Consider the following 20,903-nt stretch of genomic DNA (forward strand, 5'->3'; position numbering starts at 1 on the left):
CGGCTATTTTTGGATCGGTGACCGCGATCCTAAGGCCATTGGGAAGTTGATTCTGCAACGACTGGTTATTGCAGATAAAACAAAAAATCTTTAGTTGGTCAGTCTAGTTCCATGTTTTCTCAGGTCGAGACGACTGCTGCCCCCCCTGACTGAGATATTTGGGGCATAACGAGTAGTGAGGTGATATCGTACTGAGCTATGTGCGAAGTTTGGTGTTCAAGAAAGATCAGTAGATCAAATAAGAGTTATCAGAGCCTTACCGGGATGTGTTGAAGATCACGGATGACCGAATTAATCCGGTAGCGCGGAGGTTGACATGACAGTGTCTTTTTCCGAGCAGAATTGGTTCATCCATGTAGTCCGCCGCGTGATACTGTGGATGTTTGTATTGCTGAAGAAGAAGGATTTCAAGTTTTCAATCAAAATAAGAAAAATCAATTTCAAAACCTCAAAATCCTTGACACGCATGTACATTTCTATATATTAAAACTCATCGGTTCTGTAGCAGGCATTATCCTCTATAGTAGGCACTAAAGCTGGCGCACGATACCCCTTCCTTTCGCGATTTGCGGATTTCGTTAGAGAGGAAGGGGTTATCTATTTCACCCTTTGTATTTTTTGTAACTGGCATCAAGAGTTCTAAGTATCATCCTTTAGGGACTCGAATTCCTCTGTCGTTTGTTTCTATTTAGTGCCCGTGACATGGATTTATCAACCCTGATTACTCATGAATAAATATTCTAGAAAAACAAATGTGGAGAACACAAACTGGAGTTCGAACGCTAAAATGCGCTGAGGCTAAATTGATACGTGAATCACTTGCCCAAATGTGTGACATGCTCAGAAAAGAGCATCTACAATATGCAGAACAATGGGAATACGACGTCCGTGTTTTTGATCATTTGGCCTGTAACCAGAGAATCGCTCTTCTAGCTGAAGTTGCAAGATACCTGCTGACTGAAACTGATAATTACCCCTCTTTGAATGCTATAAATGAGGGAACTGTTGGTGCAATCTATGCGAATATCAGGGTCAATATTATTATTGAATTAGATGAGTCAAATTTCAATGATAAACCAGAAATAGCTGAGATTAGTAGTTGGAGATCGCTCATCCTAGCTGCCTGTGCGGAAGCTGGATTCGAAGATCTACCTGATACTAATAATCATGACTATAATGAGTGGAAAATAAACTTAGATATCTTAGAAGAGCAAGTATTATGGGATCGAGATTTTGAGAGTAGTAATTTTTATCTTGATCTTTCTCCGGAAACCGGGAAGCCTCTAAAAGACTATATGCGATTAGATGATGACTACTTTATTGCAATTCCAGCTGCCCCAACTGATAAAGAGGTGGAAATTGCACTTGAAACTCTTATGAAATTGACACGGTAGCCTAAATGTAAACAACGATCAGAAAAAGTCTATTAAGCCTGCAGAAAGTTTGAATTGGCTGTTCTGAAAGAAGATTCAGGGAAATGGTCTTTGGAACAACCGGGATATCAACTCACTGGTGGGCATATATAGAGCGAAATCTGTAATGATGAAATAACAATCAATGCCCCAAATTATCTTTAAGGAGTATTAGATACAATAATCGTGGCTTAGATTGACCACAAAAACAATACAACTTGATTGACGCGCGAGCGTCAAGAACTGCTTCCTCAGAAACGACCAACCTGAGCTCACAAAGCTCTTGTATGTACAGAAGCAGTGCTTGAGCCGCGCCCCGTACGGGGCGTTGGCCAGGTACTGTTCTGTACGCCCCTTGGTCGGGGTCTGAGGAGCGGGCCTGGTCCAGCGTCCTTATTTTTTGCTCACCAGCGTTATCGACACTCGCGATCCACAGTTTCTCATTTCCTGAATAGAAATGAGAAGTCCTTTGATGGGAGTGAGTGATATGGAGTTCCCACGGGTAGATTCCAAATGGTGGCTGGCGAATGGCGATCAGCATGAGGGTCCGTTCTCTGTTAATGAAATTCTTGCTCGGGTGGCTCAGTCCAACCTACGTCACGATCAACTGGCATGTCCCGTTGGAGGCAGTAAGTGGAAACCTCTCACAGAATGGGACGTATTTGCTGAAACTATAGATCGTTCTGAACACATCCCGCTTCCCCCTCCGTTACCGTCACAAAAACCGGGAAATGTTCCCTGGAACCCGACTCATCTCTGGTACCTGGGATTGCTTTTCAGCCCTCTGTGGCTGGGGATTCTAACCGCTCTTAACAGCAAAAGACTGGAACAGAAAATATCAGTCTGGGCACCTGTCGGATTGGGATGCGGCTGGCTCGTTGCGGACATCTTATTTGATCAGTTCGTTTTAAGCTCCTTGATTGTCTCAATCTTGCTGCTGGGGGGATTTGCGTTCGCGTTTTGGTATTTGCTCCTTGAAAAACAGCAGGAACAGTTTGATTCGATTACGGAGACCAACAAGAGCCCTGGTAGCTGGTTAGTCCCTTGTCTAGCCGGATCTCCGTTGGCCCTGCTTCAGCTGGTTGGACTTGCCGTTGCATTTCTTCCAACTAGTCCACGGGATGTCTGTAGTGAGTTTCTAGCCGCTGATTCTCCCCATGAAGCAAAACAATATACCACACTTAACATGACTCCGATTCTTCGGCAGTTTGAACTTCTCGAAACTCTTACCAAGCAGCTTCCAGAATCACAGGAAGACGAAAATGAGATTGAATACTTTCAACTGACTGACGAAGCTGAAGCTGCTCCCGATGTCGGGGGGTATTTAGTTGGTTACCGATCTACTATGCCGGATGAAAATGGTGGTGCTTTCACCCTGAATGGATATTTTCATTTATTAGAAGTTAAGGGGGAATGGAAAATTGACAGCTGGATCATTACACACTTCAACAATCAACCCCTGGATAACGGCCCCACATCGATGTTGACCTTTTTCAAGGGGATCACAGACGAAATGCAGCGGCAGATTGATCAGAAATCTTCAACCGCAAAAGGTAAAAGCCCGCTGAAACGAGATTACTCTATTTATAACTATGGGATCACACCGACAAACAACTCTCTCTCGTCTGCTCCCGTGAAGCAAGAAAACTCACAGCCCAATCCAGCTCCTGAAGACTCAAAGAAAAAGACTGAAACCAAGAGAAATAATCTTCCTACTCTGATTGTTTCGTTACTACAAAGTATTTTCGGTGAATCGGGAGGCCGAATTGTGTTCATTCTGATCATCATCGGAGTGCTCACTTATAACTGGAGAAACAGCCATTCCTGATTCAGTTACAGGAATTCTATCAAAAAGTCTAAATTGCAGATGTGATTTATTTTTTTTTAGCGGAACACCAGCGATGCCAGATCGAATAGTCAAACCAAAATGGTGGATCTCGAACGGTGAGAGGCCAGACGGTCCGTATGACGTTGATATCGTACGCGAACGAATCAGGACACGCGAGCTCTTTCCGGATAACCTTGCCTGTCCGGTTGGCGGAGAGGAGTGGAGACCACTTAGAGATTGGAAGGAAGTGTTCGCAGACGCTATTTCTGTTGCCGTATCACGACTTCCACCACCTCCCCCGATCAACACCACCGATGATCGTTTTCAGGTGAGATCTGCACCAGAAGAGTTAACTCTTCAACCAGGTAGAGAAAGGAGACCAATCTCAGAAAATACAGAGGGGCAACCTATCACCTCATCTGAACCTTATCCCAATATTGCCTACGGCGCTGATGTCGCATTTGAACCCTATCTCCAGAATCTCCAGGACCTAAAAAAATACGTGAAATCGGGCTGGATCTTATACCTACTGATAATGGTTCCGTTTTTTCTGCCAGACTTTGGTTCGACTCCCGGTAGTCCCTGGTTCCTTGCTATCATTGCGACAATCATCGGTGGCATTCTCTTCTCTGTTTTGATTCAACCCCAAGAAAATGATTATGGGATCGGTATCAGTGTATTCGTCTTTACATTCATCATTGCAATACCGTTGCTTTTTTTCTTCCAAGAAATGGCTTCCAAGTATGCAGGAACTCCTTTTACGGAGGTCATGCAGTCCGGCGGGGGGCGTTTCAAACTTTTTATGTGTCTGACCTGGTTAATCGGAAATGGCTATAACCAAATCTCTCCTGAAGATATGGGAGCGAGCCTACCTTTCTTTTACCATTTAGTTGCAATGTTCTCAAGTGTCGCTTTATGCGAAGAAGTGTTGAAACTCATTCCAGTATTATACGTGGCGAAACATACCGTGGGGGACTGGAAGCAGAGATGCTTGTTTGTAGGAGCCATGTCAGGGCTCGGATTCGGTGTTGTGGAGGGAGTGCTGTACCATTCCCAGGTATATCAGCCCCAGGCAATGTCGCTCTCGATCTATTTGATTCGTTTCTTCTCAGTAGCGACGCTTCATGGCTGCTGGACGATTATTTCTGCTGCCTGTTTTTATCATCTAATAGAAAATCCAGATGATAATACTCATAAACCACCAGAAGATATCTTTGAATGTACGTTTTTGATTCTAGTTTCGGTGATCTCTTCGATGATCTTGCACAGTCTCTATAATGTGCTCGTTACTTGGTCATTGTTCCTGGGATTATTAGTGGCCTGGTTGACAGTTTTTATCACGGTACGAGTATTTGACGCTCGATCAGAGCTTCAGAACCTGCCTTGTACGGATTCAACTGGAACGAAGTAGTCACTCTGTTGCCTTAAATTCAAATTCCGCCTCGCAAAACAGCGGAATCAAGAGGCGCATCGTGGACCCAACACGGAAAACTGGTAATATTTAGCTGAATGAAGCATATTTTCGCTATTTCTCACCTGGTGGCAGTCATCTTTTTCCCCATCGTCTCTGTCTTGATCGCCTTATCCTTATCAGTAGCACTGTAGACCTAAATTTTGGCCAAAAACGTGTCATAATAAATAGGATGGAAAATGCTTATCTATTGCTTTTCCAAGCCGATTAAATGGGACGATAAATTCTCAGATTCTTAGTACTTGGTGACTGTTTATTGACTTCATGTTCCCACTGCTTCCCGACATTTTTTCAATCGACGTTGTAATTCTTGTCTGGTTTTTCGGGTACTCTGAAAATTTTTATCCAACTCTAATGGATCGAGCTCAGCACCCTCTAGGAATTCTGTAAACGCTTCATCGATATTTCTTACCTTTCGGTTCAATCGCTCTCTATATCTGGCATACAAACCACATTCCAGGAAAACAAACATTTTCAGCATGGTCGAAAATCTGTTGTATCCCCACCCTGGTTTATCTTCTCCCGGATTATCTTTGCCGAACCAACCCTGAAGATGTTTTTTATGACCATACATCAAATGATGATTTGCGATGTCATGTAATTTCAGATCCTGATCAGCAAGTAAATACCAGGGAATAAACAGTGTCAGTCCTGCTGCTCCATCGACTTTCTCGCTGTATTGGGAAGCCCCGACTGGATTCGAATGCATCGGAACCGGAAGATGTGGTGTCGCCAGTCTTTCCAGACTCCAATCGTAATAAAACTGAGTATAACCTGCATAAAAGGGTCTCTGACTTTTGGGCAGCGGGGTAGTGTCTCTCAGCATCTTCATAGGAGGCACACTAGGGAACTCCCCCCTTTGTTGAATCATTCCCCACCACTCCCCCAGAAACACTGTGTTGGAAAGCTGAAACCCAGAATCAGTCACCAACCAGCCAGCATATCCAATTTGGCGTTCCTGGGCCTGTAACTTATACTTCTCTTCCTCCTTGAAATAGTTTTTGATCATGAGCTCAGAGCAACCATTGCTTCTCATGCAATCTTCAATCGTTAAACGAAGATCATGACTGATTCTAGTATGCTCAGCCTGGAAATGGCGGGTACCGTCATTATAAGGAGGAAAATATTCTTTTAGCAGGGGATACCAAAAAGGCTGTTTTAAAAAGAGCCCCATCCCTGCGATCTCATTCAGATCATACTCAAACTGAAGTTCTTGTTTACTCCACAGACCGGGAAGATGTTTATTCAGGGCATGTATAAAATCAACTGGCAAGGCATAAATTACATCTTTATCCAGGCATAATCGATCTGGATATCGCCTCTTCAGCTCGTCCCAAGCGGTATGGTTCTTTTCTTGAATCTTTGAGTCCTGCGACATTCTGAGCCTCCTTCAACAGCATGCCATGATGTATACAAAGGTGCAAATAAATATAATCTAATCAATGACTCCCCAATTGAGGTAAACGAATTCTAAAACGCTTACCTCGATATTGTCCGTCCATCTTGGAATATTTCTGCCGGATCTTATTTTTTCTTCTAACTATCCGGTGTTTTCTGATGTCCACAGATGTGCAGATAAATTCTAATCAGCCTGATCGGGAAAAAGAACGTCAGGATGCTGCTCCTGATGATTCTTTAAAGACCGTCCGAAAGTCACCCTTTAAATCTCGCGAGATGGTTCGTTCAGAACTGATGGGAGATCATACCCATGAAACGAGTGTTGGTGTCAACGTCCACATCTACGAAAGAGATGGGAAATATCTGGCGCGTGGCCGTTTTGAAAGAAGACCGTTTGGAGAAACACTAGGAACAGATCTACAGGAAGCCAAATCTAAGCTGAGAGAATTACTGCATAGGCTTGACTCTGGCACATTTGTTCCCCCGAGTGACGCCCGAAAGCAGATATTAAAAACCAGAAGAATTCCGAACCTGACTCTGCGCCAACTTTGTGATAGATTCTTGAGCGAAAAACGCAAAACCCGGGGGAAAAAAACTACCAGAAGCTATATGAATCGGCTTGCACCTGCCCTGGATTATGCGGAATTAGCTCAATCACTTAAAAAATGGCCCGCTGCAAATTTACTCAACAGAGACTTTGCTCTCGGCTTAGTCGAATTTCTATTCAACCGAAAGGTGACTAGGAACGGTAGCACAAATGCTCCCACAAAACCGATGTCCGCACGTCAGATACAAAATTGTCTGGACACGTTAAGGATGGTTTTAAAATGGGCCTGTAGAGCAGACGTACGCAATCTTCCACCTGATTTTGTCAATCCTGTTTCGACCGACCTTGTTGAACATTCATTTAATAAAGATCCTCTCCGGCAATGTGTATTTCCACTTGAGCGAAGGATCGAGCTCCTAAATGCCATGGATGACTGGCAATTCAAATCACTGAGCATACTTTTCGTATTGCCCCTCCGTGTAGAAGATGTCGCAGGCCTCCTCGTCAGTGATGTGGACTTCGAAAAGCAGCAGGTATACTTCGGAAGTCGCTTTGGAGGATCAGACTTTAATAAAGGAAAAGTTGATGTTCAATTTCCGTTTCCTGAAGATCTGATACCTTTGTTTCGTATGTCGGTGGGAGAGCGGGTTGAAGGTCCACTTTTCCTGAATCGGAAGATTTACCAAGGGAAATCCTCAATAAGATATGCATTCGACTCGAAGTCAGATTTAGAACAACAGTATCAACATGAATTAGCTAAGGCTCCGAAAGGTACTATTCTTAACAGCCAGGATCGGAAAGCTGCGTTCCGTAAGTTCTTGAGCAAAGCTGGTGGCGTTACCAGTGCCTATGTAGGAAAACAACTGCGTCAGGTAATTGGAAAAGGTCAACCTGGTAAACCACATGACTTCCGCGGTTCCATAACACAGGAGATGAAAGAAGCTGGTGTACCATTTTTAGAATTACGGTACCTAACTGCGCACGCTGTGAATGACATTATTAACGTGTATTCCGGCCTGAATCCCAAACAAGAAATCGCTAAATATTACGACAAGATTCGTCCCCTGCTGGAGGCGATTAAGACTCGCACGGAACAACTTGTAACGTCGGAAATAAGTGCTTGCCAAAGTCGATCGAATCCAGTACAAGATACATTACCTGAAGGTGGTCAGAATGTTTAAATTCGGTTGGTGCACCGCTGGTGCACAACTGGTGCAAACGCCAGACAGCCGGATCAAGTGTGTGGTTGCAGAACCAAAAAACCATCGAAGTAAGCAACTGTTTTATTTTCAATTAGTTACGCACCATTAGGTTTATTTTCGCCGCGTTAAAATCAGCTTTGAAACCACCCAGGCGGAGAGTCCCCCTCTCTCCGCTTATTTGATTGCCGTTGAGTTATAACCCTATAACTCAGCGGCATTTGCTTTTTCTGGACCGCTCCAGAGCTTCCCATTTGTGGCACTTTTTGTGGCGTTTTGTGGCACGGGGGTTCTCTGAAAGGTTCTGCTGATGAAGCAATCATCAAAACAAAATCGGAAGACTTCGTTCCGAATCGGCAAAGTCCGCGGCGATCTGCGCGGGAAAATCTGGTACCTCACCTACCACGAAAATGGCAAGCGTTTGCGACCCAAAATTGGTCCGGACAAAGAACAGGCCCGGCAGATGGCCGCGCGTATTACTTCCCAGTTAGAGTCTCACACTCATTCTGTATTCAATTTTGAACCCGTTCAAATCGATGATTTGCAAACCAGATGGCTCAACCATCATGAACAAGTATTGCGGTCCTCATTACAGACCATCCGCCGCTACCGTGCTGCGACAACTCATCTGATTAACTTCATTGCGCAAAAAGGAGTTGCTTCGAAAACATCACTATTCCAGGTCGGACATGCAGAAGAGTTCGTGCATTATCTGCGTACGATCAAAGTCGCTCCCAATGGTCATGAGAATTCGCAGAAACGCCCCCTGCTCGACAAAGGCATCAAATACATCCTGCAATGTTGCCGAAGCATGTTTGGCTACGCGATAAAACGACGGCACCTTTCTCCCTATGCCGAAAATCCGTTCTCCTGTCTCGACCTGGACCGCATCCCGATCGAAAATGCCAAAGCTGTTTCTATCTTCAGTCCCGATCAGGAAAAGGCATTTCTGGAAGCCTGCGATGACTGGCAGTTTCCTATCTTTCTCACGCTCATGCTGACGGGGCTCCGGCCAGGAGAACTCACGCACTTGCTGTTACCAGACGATCTCGATCTGAAAACAGGAATGCTCTTCGTCAGAAACAAACCTCATTTAGGCTGGCAGGTCAAGACACGTAATGAACGTGAAATCCCATTGATTGATGAACTGAGAGACGTTCTGAAAATCACAGTTGGTGATCGACTCACGGGGCCAGTCTTTTTGCAACGACGTTATTTATCAGCCTCAGCAACACCTGAGCTAAATGGCCAAACTGAAAAGCAACTTGAAGAATTACTCCAGCAACGGGTAGTTCAGGAAGAGGCTGACTCCGGCAAGGCCATCAATAGAAGTCAATGGATGAAACTCTCACGAACGATCTGGCGCGATAGTGGTGCGTTGAAAACCGATCGAATACGAACGGAATTTATCAAGCTGACCAAGCAAATTAATCTACCACAGCTTACCGCTCCCAAATCGCTCCGACACCTCTTTGCCACATGCCTGCAGGATGGTAACGTGGATCCGTTAATCCGCAGTGAATTGATGGGGCATTCTACTTCCGCGACGAATGGAGCGAGCCATGGTTTGGGGATGACTGCTACATATACACATTCACGTCCTGAAACCAAAAGAAAGCAGCTTATAAATGCATTAATTCCCCGTGCTGGGAAAAAGGTAGCTGAAGACTGGCTCAAAGGACTAAATAGAAAGCGTTTTTGATCAATAGAAAGAATCCGACTATCTAGTGGCTCAAAACCGGCTCACTTTGCCCTGAATTAGCGTTAATCTGACCGATTCAATCAAGCAAGAACTTATCCTGCTGATTAAAAATTTAAAACAATTCTAAAGCCGTGCATTGTTAAAAGAATGATCACCACCTGAAACTCGTCATACTAATCATGACAAACAGAATATTGAAATATTGTGAAGTACATTTGCCTTATGACTGGGTAATAAAGTTGCGGATAGCACCAACCACTTCATCCTTGTCATCTTCTGTTTTTAGCCACTCTGCTCTAGTACTACGCACCCATTGCTTAAGTTCATCGTCGCTTGTGAAATCAGGTGGAGGATAGATACTTGATAATAGATGGGATGCCCGCCTTAAGCGTATCCCAAACCTAAACCATGCCAGCTCACCTGGTGAATTGCAACCATATTTCACGCACAGCGGAAGACTTGCCAAACATATTGGAACTTCTCCATCGAGAATCTGTTCTGCGATTGAGAGTAAACCTCCAGCTATTAATGCGAGCGAAGACCAGACATCCTGACAAACCGAAAGTGCTTTAGGAATCGGTTTCCCTCCCGTCCGATCAATTGATATTTCATCAACAGTATCACCTGTAATAATACATGCAATCTCTGCTATACTCTTCCCTTCCATCCAAGCTCCCAAAGGCAATTCTGCCGACATCCAGGCAGCTTCCCATGTTTCCGATGGAGTCCAATCAAGATCACGAACATCAAGATTGTTTATATCAGAGTGACTTACACACTGATTAAACTCTTCTGAAATATGCTTAATTTTTTCTGGCTTAAGATAATTATGAAGAAATCCTGGTGGCACATTTGAGATAATCTTAAGTAATTCCTCTTTCCATATTTGAACATCCCATGTAGAGAAATCCATAGGTAGTTCAGGGCGGATACGATTCCAAGCCTGATATAAAGCGTGCATAAGAAAAAAATCAAGCCCAGCTCTTTGAGCTGCTATCGGTAACCACTCTGGAGCGCCAGTAGATTCAACATACTCATTGGCGACTGATTCGAGGTGGGCGATGTTTTCTTCGTTTACATCAGGTTCACCATTTTTCTGCCGCAGGTAAGCTGCATAAGTTTTCTTCAAGACAACATCTGGCTCAATCTGATTTTCATCTCCCCCAGTAAGTAAAGACATAACCTGCAATTCTAGTTCACTTGCATGATCTGTCCTTAATGCATTAGCACAAACAGCATCCAAAAAAGGAGCCAAACCACTTTCAACACGTACCGAACCATCGTGCTGCTGTAGGTAATCAACCTGGGCTCTTGCTTTTATAAGTGACTCAAAGTTATTAAAGGCTACTGGTTTGTCTGGAACTGCAACTACGACCCCCTGATTTGCAAAACCAGCGCGTCCTGCCCTTCCTGCTGCATTTAATAATTGTGAAAATTTCCTACGATTAACCTCGTCAACCTCTTCTCCTCGAGTATCTCCGATTCGCGATCCCGCAATCACGACTGCAATCGCGGGTAAATTGAGGCCTTGTGCCAGTGTTCCTGTAGCAAACATCAGCGGAGCACTTCGAGATCGAAACATTGATTCTGCAGCAATTTTCTCTGTTTCCAGCATCAGAGAAGTATGTACAGAAACCCCTTTATCGAGTAGCCAAAATACTTGAGATTCGGTCCCTAATTCATACTCAGCCAAAACACGACAGACTTCTACAATCGAATGTCGTGATGGTAGCTCACTTAGAAATGAATTAGAAAATTGAACCTTTTTTCCATTATTGAATGGATAGTGCTTATTGGCTGGAGTGAATACCAATGTCTGAATATCAGATTCAGTAAATTTCCTTGCAATACTAATAGCACACTGATTCACCCAGCTGTCACCCTCCCAAAAGTATTTCCAATCATCCAAGCGTTTTATACGCTTTACTTTTAAAGGTGCTTCGCATTCTAATTGACAAACAGAGTAGTCTATTGATTCCTCAGATTGCCAAGGCCCCTGGAGGTTGACTGCCAACGCGCATTTTGAGGAAAACGCTCTTTTCTTGATTCGATCAGCACGTCCCTTAAGCCACTCAATCGCTTCCTTTGACTGTTCTTGAACAGAATGATTATCGACGCCTAAGACACCACGAAGTGTTCTCGTCGGCCTCCAACGAATAGTTACAGCCTGACTTTTCAAACCAGATGCCTCACTAAGCCATTCGGCAAGCTCTTCCGGATTTTGGATGATGGCCGACATCAACAGAAATTTAACGTCATCAGACCGAATCATCAATTGCGTCAAAACCAACTCCGCCAAAGGGCCTCGTGTCGAACCCGTATCTCCTAATAGATGACATTCATCAAATACTACCAGACGGCAGTCGTTAAATGCTTCAGGCGATAAACGTAAAGCAAGAGCGCACTTTTCTGGTGTCATTACAGCAACTGAATTAACGGGCATCTTATTAACCCTGTCAGCTGTAAAAACCGAATACTCCTGGTCACCAATAAATGCAAATATCTCTGTCCCCAGCTCTTTAAGCCCCTTACCAAGGTCACCACGAATCTGTTCCGTCAGGGCATTAGTTGGTGCTAAGTACAATACCCACCCACTATGAACTACTTGTGACACAGCAAGTTCACCTACGAATGACTTTCCACTGCCTGTAGGCATCGCGACAACTGCGTTTTGAGCATCACCGATTAGAGATTGTTTTACATATTCAAAAGCCGATGGCCACAAGACTGGTCGGCTGATCGAGTCTTCATTTCCCAAAGCGCGATTTAGAAGGTAATTCTGGTATTTTCCGGATTCATCTAATGGAAGAGGTACTACATGAACCAAAGCTCTCGTCCCTAGCGCAGGAAAGACTAAGCGAATTAATACACCGACATAATACAGACGACTGTAATCATTCCCGTATAAAGATATTGTATTGTCGATACTTTCTCCTGACAGAACACCAATAAACTCTTCTAAGCTTGCTACAACATTACCCAACTGTCCCCTGGTACCGATTAACCAAGAGCTGAACTCTGTCACTATTTGTCCTAATTGCAAATAGAGTCGACACAGTGTGTCTTCCTCAAGCCCAATTGTTTCCAAGGCATTTGAGCTGGACAATTCATAATCAAATTCATCAGAGAAAGGTGGGTACATACTCATGCGACATAGTTGTTCTATTCGCTTAAAAAAATATTCTGCTGCATGATCGACCAGAGATGCATCTTCTGAATCCATCATTCTGAAGACACGAAGTACCCCAGCTGCGCAGGCATCATACCCTGCTAAGAGATAAAGGAGAGAAGATTCGAGTCTGGCATAGCGTTCTGAGGATCTGATATGGCTCTCAGATATTTCTTTGTCTATTGTACTTGCAATTTCCAGATAGTCAGCCATCAGGGCGATTGCCTCAGCCGCAACAAATGCAGCTGCTTGCCGAGCATTCTCTTCTCGTCCTTCATCTAAGACCACATGAAAAATCAGTGTATTCGCAAGACGACGGAGAAAAGATTGAACGTTTGCAAGCCCCTCAAGATCTGATATTGAACTGTTGATTCGATACTCAAGCACTGCCAAATACGCTTGTGATAATGTGCGTACGGACTCATCCGCGAACAATCCCTCGAACTCTGGAAAATCAGTAAAGAGAGCCTTGGCATGTTGATCAAACATTAATCACTCCTAACCCATACTTGCATAAAACCTCATCCCTTCACAAATGACATCAAATACTTCTTTTGCGTTTTGAACTGAAAATGGAACAAGACATTTATTCGAAACGGGTACTGAGAGATTTCCTATTGATGGTCGTTTTCGAGTCCAGTTCTTCGTGTGAGTTTCATCGAAACAAACAAATGGTATATAACTGCGTTCATTTCTCCAAAAACTACCGGCAATTTGGCTTTGCTCAGATTCAGGTAGAGCGGATCGCATTTGAACTACAGCTGCTCGAATCTCGATATCCCTCTTATTGCTGTCGACCTCTCTAAGTTTTCTGGATGCATCAGAAACACCTTCGGATGGATTGTCAAAGTAAGCTTTGCACTCTCCTGCGGATATTCCAATAGCAGTTGACCGATAGATCGCGATTAAATCCAATCCATGGTCATGTACATCATGCTTCACACTAGTCTTGACTAAGATTTTTCCCATAGGATGATATTCCTGATTATTATCAGATAGATGTATCAGCATGTGGCTGATTGCTTCCCACATCCAAGGATTACGTTCCATTGTTTTGAAATTATCGTCAACATCAGCATTACCAACTACAGATGTGACATCGTTGAGAAGATCACGTTCAAAATATTCCTCATCAAAGAGTGCTTGGCGGATGCTAAGATTAGCCTCGATGGACTGTGAAATACAAGAAACAAGATAAACCGCAGTTGCTGCGAGCGAATCTTTATGAATAAAATTTGTCACTTCTAAAACAGAATGTGTTTTGCACTCTGAATGTGAAATCAAAAGAATACTATTCAAAGCGGCCAGAGCGTTACCTACATCCGCAGGAATATTCTTGGGGCCAGCGTACGCAGCTCTGATATCTTTCTTAATAGACATGAATCAATCCACATTTAAAGCAACCAATTGAATTCATAACCTTGTATCTTTTAGTAATACTGTCGAATGTACCCATAAGCTCGATCGAACAGTTCCTGGTCGCCGTGTAGTTTGAAATCGAGCAGGACTCTGCGGAGTGCCTTTTTGACTTCTCGCTCGCCACCGGAAGTGCTTTGCCAGCCGTCGAAGCGGACGATTCTTACGATCTCGTCTATCTTGTCGACAATGCGTTCCACGATGATCGGCGTTTCTTCGTTTTTGACTTCCTGGAATAGTTCCGTCAATGCTGCTTTCGCTTTGGCCTGTTCATCAGCGGGTTCTATTTTCTGTTCTGCTTCAACGACTTCACGCGCCAACTGCAGCAGTTTCTTAAGGAAGGCTTTGCTGTCGTCCAAACCTTTTTCATGCCGCTCTCTGAGTTTTTCCAGGCGTTCTCCCAGTTCGACAAACTTGGGATCGCCAGCGTGTTTCCGAAGTCGGGCGATCAGTTGCATCGCCACCCGCCTGGCTTTGGCCCCGGCATCCTGAACGGCGTCGATCACATCCGCGTCCATGATCAATGTCTCGAGGTCGTCGTGGACGGCATCCAGATGCGTATGCTCGTGGATCAGTTCAATGGTTTTCGCACCTAAAGCATGCCAGAGCAGCTTGCCGTTGCCGCTCGCTGGTTTCACCGATTCATAAACCTGAGTCAGCCAGCGATAATCCGCAGTGTAGGGATTCAAACAGGCATCGGGTGAGAGGGCCTCCCAGAGCCGCGACAACAGAGAATACTCCGCGGCGAACTCATCCCGTTTTTCATTGTTCGGGAGACAATCCTGAGCCAGCATTAAGCCTTCGTATCCTTCCAGGCTGCGATCAACCTCCGGAAAGAAACTCAAGCAGGCCTGCAAGCGAACCGGCAATTCCTTTTTGAGCTCGTCCAAGTTGGAGATGACCAGCTGCACCGCTTTCTCGTCGAAGGTTAATGCCTGGGCGACGTCATCAAAGATCCCAATGTAATCCACAATCAATCCGTGGGTTTTATCCTTCAGGACACGGTTTGTTCTACAGATGGCCTGCAGCAGGTTGTGATCCTTCATTGGCTTATCCAGGTAGAGTACCTGCAGGATCGGTGCATCAAATCCGGTCAACAGTTTGGACGTAACGATAAGCAGCTTCAGTGGGTCATTCGGGTTGCGAAATCGATCCAGCAGCTTTTCTTCCTCATCGCGGTCCCGCTTGTATTTCTGATATTCGTCCTCTCCCTGCGTGACCGACATCACGACTTCCGACAGTTCCGGATCGCCGGTAATTTCGTCGATCATTTTTTTGTAGAGGTCACAGCACTCCCGGTCGAAGGCGACAATCATCCCCTTGAAGCCATTGGGGTCGATCTTCGATTCAAAGTGATGAAAAATATGTTCGCAGATCCCCCTCACTCGTTCCGGCGATTTCACCAGGGCAGCCATTTTTGCCGCCCTCTTGGACAGGTCATCCCGATCCTGTTCACTCAGGTCGCCGGTGATCTGTTTAAAGGCTTCATCGATGGCTGTCTGGGCGATGTGCAGTTTGACATCGGGTGCTTCGAAATGTAGAGGCAGGGTCGCCCCGTCCCGAATCGAATCCTGGAAGGAATAACGCGTCATGTAGCCCTGATCGTCTTCATCAGCACCAAACGCATAAAACGTGTTTTTATCGGCCCGGTTGATGGGGGTCCCGGTCAGGCCAAACAGAAACGCGTTCGGCAGTGCCTGGCGCATGGCGCGTCCCAGGTTGCCTTCCTGCGTCCGATGGGCTTCGTCGACCAGGGCGATGATATTACTGCGATCATTCAAAACACCATCAACCTCACCAAACTTGTGGATCGTGGTGATGATCACTTTGCGGAGATCCTGAGCCAGCATCGTCTGCAGGGCTTCACGACTCTCTGCTTTGATCAGATTGGGAATGTCGGCAGCATTGAAGGTGGCTGAGATTTGCGTATCCAGGTCGATACGGTCGACGATAATCAACACGGTGGGATTTCCCAGTTGCGGGTGCATCCGTAATTTCTGAGCGGTAAAGACCATCAACAGTGATTTCCCGGACCCCTGAAAATGCCAGATCAGACCTTTTTTGATGCGACCTTCGACAACACGGTCAACAATTAAGTTCGTCGCTTCATACTGCTGATACCGGCAGATAATCTTGATCCGTCGATGCTCCTTGTCTGTCGCAAAGATCGTAAAGTTCTGCAGGATATCGAGCACGACTTCGGGATGGAGCATACTGGCAATACTCTGCCTGACATCATCCAGGGTCCCTTCGCTGTGATGTTCCTCGTCCCGCCAGGGCCCCCATTTGGTGAGAGGCATGCGGATGGAACCATAGCGAAACAGTTTGCCCTCGGTCGCAAAGCTGAACAGATTGGGAACGAACATCGCCGGCACACTCTGTTCGTAGTCATCGTGAATCTGACTGGCGCCATCCACCCAGCTCACCGCAGGCCGAACCGGCGTTTTTGCTTCCCCAATCACCAGCGGCAGCCCGTTGACCAGCAGGACGATATCAAACCGCTTTTCCAGCTGGCCCACTTTATATGTCCACTGATTGCAGATAATCAGCTCATTGTTTTCGGGATGTTCAAAATCGATCAGGCGGACCGTGGTATGCTCCCCATTCGGACCAAAGGGGAGCGTTTTGTTGCCGAGCAGCCATTCGACCAGAGCTTCATTCGACCGCACCAGGCCATCATTTTGCACCGCCAGCAGAATCGCCCGCAGTTTGTAGAGGACTTCATCCGCCCGATCCGGCTGCTCTGCGATTTCAGGATTCAGTTTGATGAGTGCTGCCCGTAGGGATGAATCAACGAAGACATCAGAAGTATTTCGGAGCAGAGAGGGACCTGGAATATACTGCCAGCCGTTCTGCAGGCAGGCATCTAAAACCATCTGTTCGACTGAGTTGGCTTCATTGAACATGGTAACTACCTAATAAATGCTTACAAAGCGTTTTAGAAAGCCTCTGTAAGTATTCCAAGTTCGACTGTATTGCCTTGCACTTTTTGTCAACGCATCGAACCTGTGCAACCGCTTCTCGCTGAGTATTCAGCCTCGGTACTCGGATCGGTAGTTTACGTTGAGCCTTGATACCTACGTAAGCTCTAGTTGATTGGGATGACCATTGTTTTAGTGTCCGTTGGATGAAACATGACTGTAACGAATAATAGAGGAAGTCTCTTTGAATTTGATCTTCGTCTAGCACTCGATAGTATGTCACTTGCGGAGTTAACATGATGTAATCAGTTTTTAATTCAGGGACTATGGCAACTTCCCCAACGGTACCTTTGTGTGTTAGTAGCACATCCCCAGGGTAAGCAAAACCTATGCGTAAAGTATCCCCAAGTTGTTTCTCGATGAACTTGCAACCAATCAAATCGACTGCGCTATTTCGTACATTATTAGCCATTATGAATGGGATGCCAGCTTCCACGAAGCTTGCCGCTTTGGGATGAGACTCCCCATGGTTTCCATCCTGAGGTTGGGCGATTGCTCCGTCTTTGACGAGTGCTTCTATTGTTGTTTTCCTCCATTCATCATCAGTCGGCTCTGAAGGCTGGATGACTTGATCAATCAAAGCAGCTCGTAAGGCAAATGTATCTGACAACACTTTTTCATAGGATTGAATTGCCATATCGCCTGTACGCAAGATTTCAGCAATCCGCTGCTGCTCATCTTTCGGCGGGAGTGGGAACTTGTACGCAGCGATATCTCTCCATCTTACATGTGGATTTGTTGAACCGATCGCCATCGACTGGGCGTAATCCCAAAAGTTATCGGTTCGAAAAACAAACGGAAGAAAATGACTGTAGATCTTTTCATTTGGCTCTAGAGTCAATGTCTTCTCTCCACATATACCATCGAACTCTGCAAAGGCGATCCGACGTAAATGGGGATTTCGCGTGGGGAATAGTACCTGACCTTGACGAAACACTTTGTAAAATGTTGGGGGTAAATCTCCGTTCTCAATATTTCCCCAACGAGAAATATGTAAACACTCGGGGTCAAGATGTTCGACTTTAATAAATCGTTCAAATCCAGCTGCTGCTGGTTCTCTCTCCAGCTCTTGTTTATGAACGACAACATCACCCAAACGTACTGTCAACCAATCTTTATTGTTCACTTCGTCACTTGAGTTATTCATTGCTTGCCGCTCCCTTTCAACTGTACGAGAAGGTCATTCATCGAATCACGAAGATGTACGGAGCTTGATTGCCAGGATTGGATCGCTTCTTCAATACTTTTCGACTTAGCTACAGTATTTGAATCTTCTGAAAGGGACGGTCTTGCAGATACATAAAGAGGCAATCGCAGGTCGCTTTCGTTTTGCTGGATTTCCTTCAGTGTGACGACTGATGCAAAGTTCGGTATGTCCACAAAGCAATCGTAAGCATCACGGATTTTTGAGATATGCTCGGAGAGTAAGAAACTCTGTGCTCTCTCGCGGCTAACTTCATTCTTCGCATCAATAAACAAAACCTTCTTCCGTCGCAAACGCGGTTTATTCGTTCTGCAAATGACGACCGTTGCAGGCATTGTCGAGTTATAGAACAAATCTTTACCAATCCCAATGACAGCCTCCACTACATCACTCGCGACTAGTTTCTGTCGCATCTTACGTTCTGAATCTCGAAACAACACACCGTGTGGAAACAGAATCGCACATCGACCATTCTTTGGCGTGAGACTGCAAATGATATGTTGCCAAAAGGCATAGTCGGCACAGTTTTGCGGTGGAGTACCATAAACAGAACGTCCCCAAGGATCAGCACTGAAGGCGGCGCGGTCCCATTGTTTGATCGAATACGGGGGATTGGCCAGACAGAGATCAAACTGTTGCAACTGATCTCCGGTGACGAATTTGGGATCGGAGAGCGTATCTCCTCGGACGATCTGGAAATCTTCAATGCCGTGCAGAAAACAGTTCATCCGGGCGATGGCGGAGGTCATCAGGTTCCGTTCCTGACCAAAGAGCTTGAGTGTCCGCCATTCTTTTTTATGCTGTTTGAGATAGGCCATACACGAGAGCAGCATGCCCCCACTGCCGCAGGTGGGATCGTAGATCGATTCGCCTGGCTTGGGTTTCAATAGCTCGGTCATCAGATGCACGACCGTCCTGTTCGTGTAGAACTCGGCAGCCGTGTGCCCGGAATCGTCGGCGAATTTCTTGATCAGATACTCGTAGCCGACACCCAGTTCATCTTCAGGACAGTTGGCAACAGAGAGCGTGAGTTTACTGAAGTGCTCAATCAGTTCTTTCAGAGTATGATCGGGCAGACGGTCTTTGTTCGTCCACTGCGCGTCGCCGAAGATGCCATACAGCTTCTCCGGGTTAGCAGTTTCAATTTCCCGCATGGCGTCCTGGATCGCCTTGCCCACGTTTTTACTGACCTGACGGATCTGGTTCCAGTGAGCGGTTTCCGGGATCTGAAAGCGGTGGTTCTCGGGAAAGAGCGCATAGTCTTCATCGCCGTCCGATTCTTCCAGCGCCTGTGCGACTTCTTCGTCATAGACATCACACAGACGCTTATAAAACAGCAGCGGAAAGATGAACTGTTTGTAGTCGCCCGCATCAATATACCCCCGCAGCAGCACCGCAGCGCCCCAGAGATAGCTTTCAAGTTGGGATTGGGTGATGCGTTTTGTCATCCTTGCTCCCCATTTGCTTTTGTGAGGCTAATTCCAGCTTCTCCAGCTAAATTAACCCCTCCCCCAATTTCCCCAATCTCGTGACTTTTTTCTGCTTCTGAGACCGGCATCTTTTCAATTTCTTTGATGTTTATATATTTACCGACATAATCACTTATTTTTTTATATGAATCTGAATTTGAAAATGTGCGGTCTTCTTTCACAGTCCATGTATTCTGATTTAGTTTTACACTAAACGAGTCTAGCCGGGTCAAAATACAGCAATAAAAACTTTCAAGTTCGATGTCGAAAATCGGTTCTAATATTAGATTTGTGCAAACGTATCTGACCTTAAGATCGCTCAATCGAGGGTTTATAAATTTAAGTATTCCATCAGTTTCGTCTGCTAATTTAATATAACCATTCGTATCCCAGCGACCATAATCTAACATTGGTGAGAGCCATGCACGTTCAATATTCTTCTTTTTATTTCTTATTGAAAGATAGTCTTTTGGTTGCCCAAGATAGACGTGTAATAGATACCGTCCACTATTGGTTTTAGTAGTGTCATCTTTTGAGCATTCGATAGGAACTAACGTCATCAAGCGTATAAGATCAGCGAGTAAACCAGCTGTGTTCTGCATTTGCGCACTTGTAGTAGTCCGGAAGAATTTTGCTTCCAACCAATTATTATGTCGCCAACCATAGGAAGATAATGCATGAGACGCTGTTCGAAATCCTTCTAAACTTAGATGTAAATCTGCTCTTAAGTGTCTTTCTTTTCCTGCTTGCATCTTCCAGAAATCACTTTTGCGGTAAAGCCGTTCCTGTTGCAATGCCGCTAAAGGTGAATTTATATTACAGGCATTGAGCTGCTGTAATAACGCCAAAGAAAGTGCGCCAACGATCCCTCCTTCATAGCCTTGAGTAGGAAACCGGCTACCAGTCAAAATCTCTGGTAACTTCATAAAAGCTTGTTCAATTATCATGTATTATTCCTATGTTGATAACTAAGAACATTTTTCTATGTCATGTTTCACACTATTGTCATTACAGTTGCTGGTTGAACAATTTGTCCTGCAGGCGGCTCAGGAGTTGTTCCAAATTGTGGATCGAGATAAAAATCTCTACCGCATGGGCAATGAACAG

The 20,903-nt window shown here is 45.2% G+C and carries 12 protein-coding genes; 5 read left to right on the forward strand and 7 right to left on the reverse strand.

The window, feature by feature from the left end; genetic code table 11:
* Window positions 1–752: 752 nt before the first annotated feature.
* The 3 genes from F1728_RS19395 to F1728_RS19405 all read left to right on the forward strand — a co-directional run bounded on the left by F1728_RS19395 (window position 753) and on the right by F1728_RS19405 (window position 4,651).
* The gene (locus F1728_RS19395) at window positions 753–1,394 is read left to right on the forward strand and encodes a hypothetical protein (RefSeq protein ID WP_145043786.1); all 642 of its coding nucleotides are present in this window, start codon (window positions 753–755) and stop codon (window positions 1,392–1,394) included.
* A 490-nt stretch (window positions 1,395–1,884) separates the two neighbouring features.
* Window positions 1,885–3,240, forward strand: coding sequence for a GYF domain-containing protein (locus tag F1728_RS19400; RefSeq protein WP_145043784.1), 1,356 nt, complete (start codon window positions 1,885–1,887; stop codon window positions 3,238–3,240).
* A 73-nt stretch (window positions 3,241–3,313) separates the two neighbouring features.
* Entirely contained in the window at window positions 3,314–4,651 is a 1,338-nt protein-coding gene (locus F1728_RS19405; protein ID WP_145043782.1) for a PrsW family glutamic-type intramembrane protease, read from the forward strand.
* A 322-nt stretch (window positions 4,652–4,973) separates the two neighbouring features.
* Here the strand turns inward: F1728_RS19405 and F1728_RS19410 are convergent, their stop codons facing one another.
* Window positions 4,974–6,089: a hypothetical protein gene (locus tag F1728_RS19410; RefSeq protein ID WP_145043780.1), complete on the reverse strand. Its 1,116-nt coding sequence runs from the start codon at window positions 6,087–6,089 to the stop codon at window positions 4,974–4,976.
* A 179-nt stretch (window positions 6,090–6,268) separates the two neighbouring features.
* Here F1728_RS19410 and F1728_RS19415 point away from each other — a divergent pair, with 179 nt between their 5' ends.
* The gene (locus F1728_RS19415) at window positions 6,269–7,837 is read left to right on the forward strand and encodes a tyrosine-type recombinase/integrase (RefSeq protein ID WP_145043779.1); all 1,569 of its coding nucleotides are present in this window, start codon (window positions 6,269–6,271) and stop codon (window positions 7,835–7,837) included.
* A gap of 328 nt (window positions 7,838–8,165) precedes the next feature.
* Complete coding sequence (locus F1728_RS19420) at window positions 8,166–9,557, forward strand: tyrosine-type recombinase/integrase (RefSeq protein WP_155365454.1); 1,392 nt, start codon at window positions 8,166–8,168, stop codon at window positions 9,555–9,557.
* A 220-nt stretch (window positions 9,558–9,777) separates the two neighbouring features.
* Here the strand turns inward: F1728_RS19420 and F1728_RS19425 are convergent, their stop codons facing one another.
* Genes F1728_RS19425 through F1728_RS19450 form a run of 6 tightly spaced genes read right to left on the reverse strand, consistent with a single transcriptional unit; the run spans window position 9,778 to window position 20,743 of the window.
* Window positions 9,778–13,215 (reverse strand): DEAD/DEAH box helicase, encoded by a 3,438-nt coding sequence (locus F1728_RS19425; RefSeq protein WP_155365455.1) that lies wholly within the window; start codon window positions 13,213–13,215, stop codon window positions 9,778–9,780.
* A 9-nt stretch (window positions 13,216–13,224) separates the two neighbouring features.
* Window positions 13,225–14,106: a hypothetical protein gene (locus tag F1728_RS19430; protein WP_155365456.1), complete on the reverse strand. Its 882-nt coding sequence runs from the start codon at window positions 14,104–14,106 to the stop codon at window positions 13,225–13,227.
* A 50-nt stretch (window positions 14,107–14,156) separates the two neighbouring features.
* Window positions 14,157–17,048 (reverse strand): type I restriction endonuclease subunit R, encoded by a 2,892-nt coding sequence (locus tag F1728_RS19435; protein ID WP_155365457.1) that lies wholly within the window; start codon window positions 17,046–17,048, stop codon window positions 14,157–14,159.
* Complete coding sequence (locus F1728_RS19440) at window positions 17,038–18,270, reverse strand: restriction endonuclease subunit S (RefSeq protein WP_155365458.1); 1,233 nt, start codon at window positions 18,268–18,270, stop codon at window positions 17,038–17,040. Before F1728_RS19440 ends, F1728_RS19435 begins: the two co-directional genes overlap by 11 nt.
* Window positions 18,267–19,775: a type I restriction-modification system subunit M gene (locus F1728_RS19445; RefSeq protein ID WP_155365459.1), complete on the reverse strand. Its 1,509-nt coding sequence runs from the start codon at window positions 19,773–19,775 to the stop codon at window positions 18,267–18,269. Before F1728_RS19445 ends, F1728_RS19440 begins: the two co-directional genes overlap by 4 nt.
* Window positions 19,772–20,743 (reverse strand): hypothetical protein, encoded by a 972-nt coding sequence (locus F1728_RS19450; protein ID WP_155365460.1) that lies wholly within the window; start codon window positions 20,741–20,743, stop codon window positions 19,772–19,774. Before F1728_RS19450 ends, F1728_RS19445 begins: the two co-directional genes overlap by 4 nt.
* Window positions 20,744–20,903 lie beyond the last annotated feature (160 nt).

The organism is Gimesia benthica (assembly GCF_009720525.1).
In the GTDB taxonomy this organism is placed as follows: domain Bacteria; phylum Planctomycetota; class Planctomycetia; order Planctomycetales; family Planctomycetaceae; genus Gimesia; species Gimesia benthica.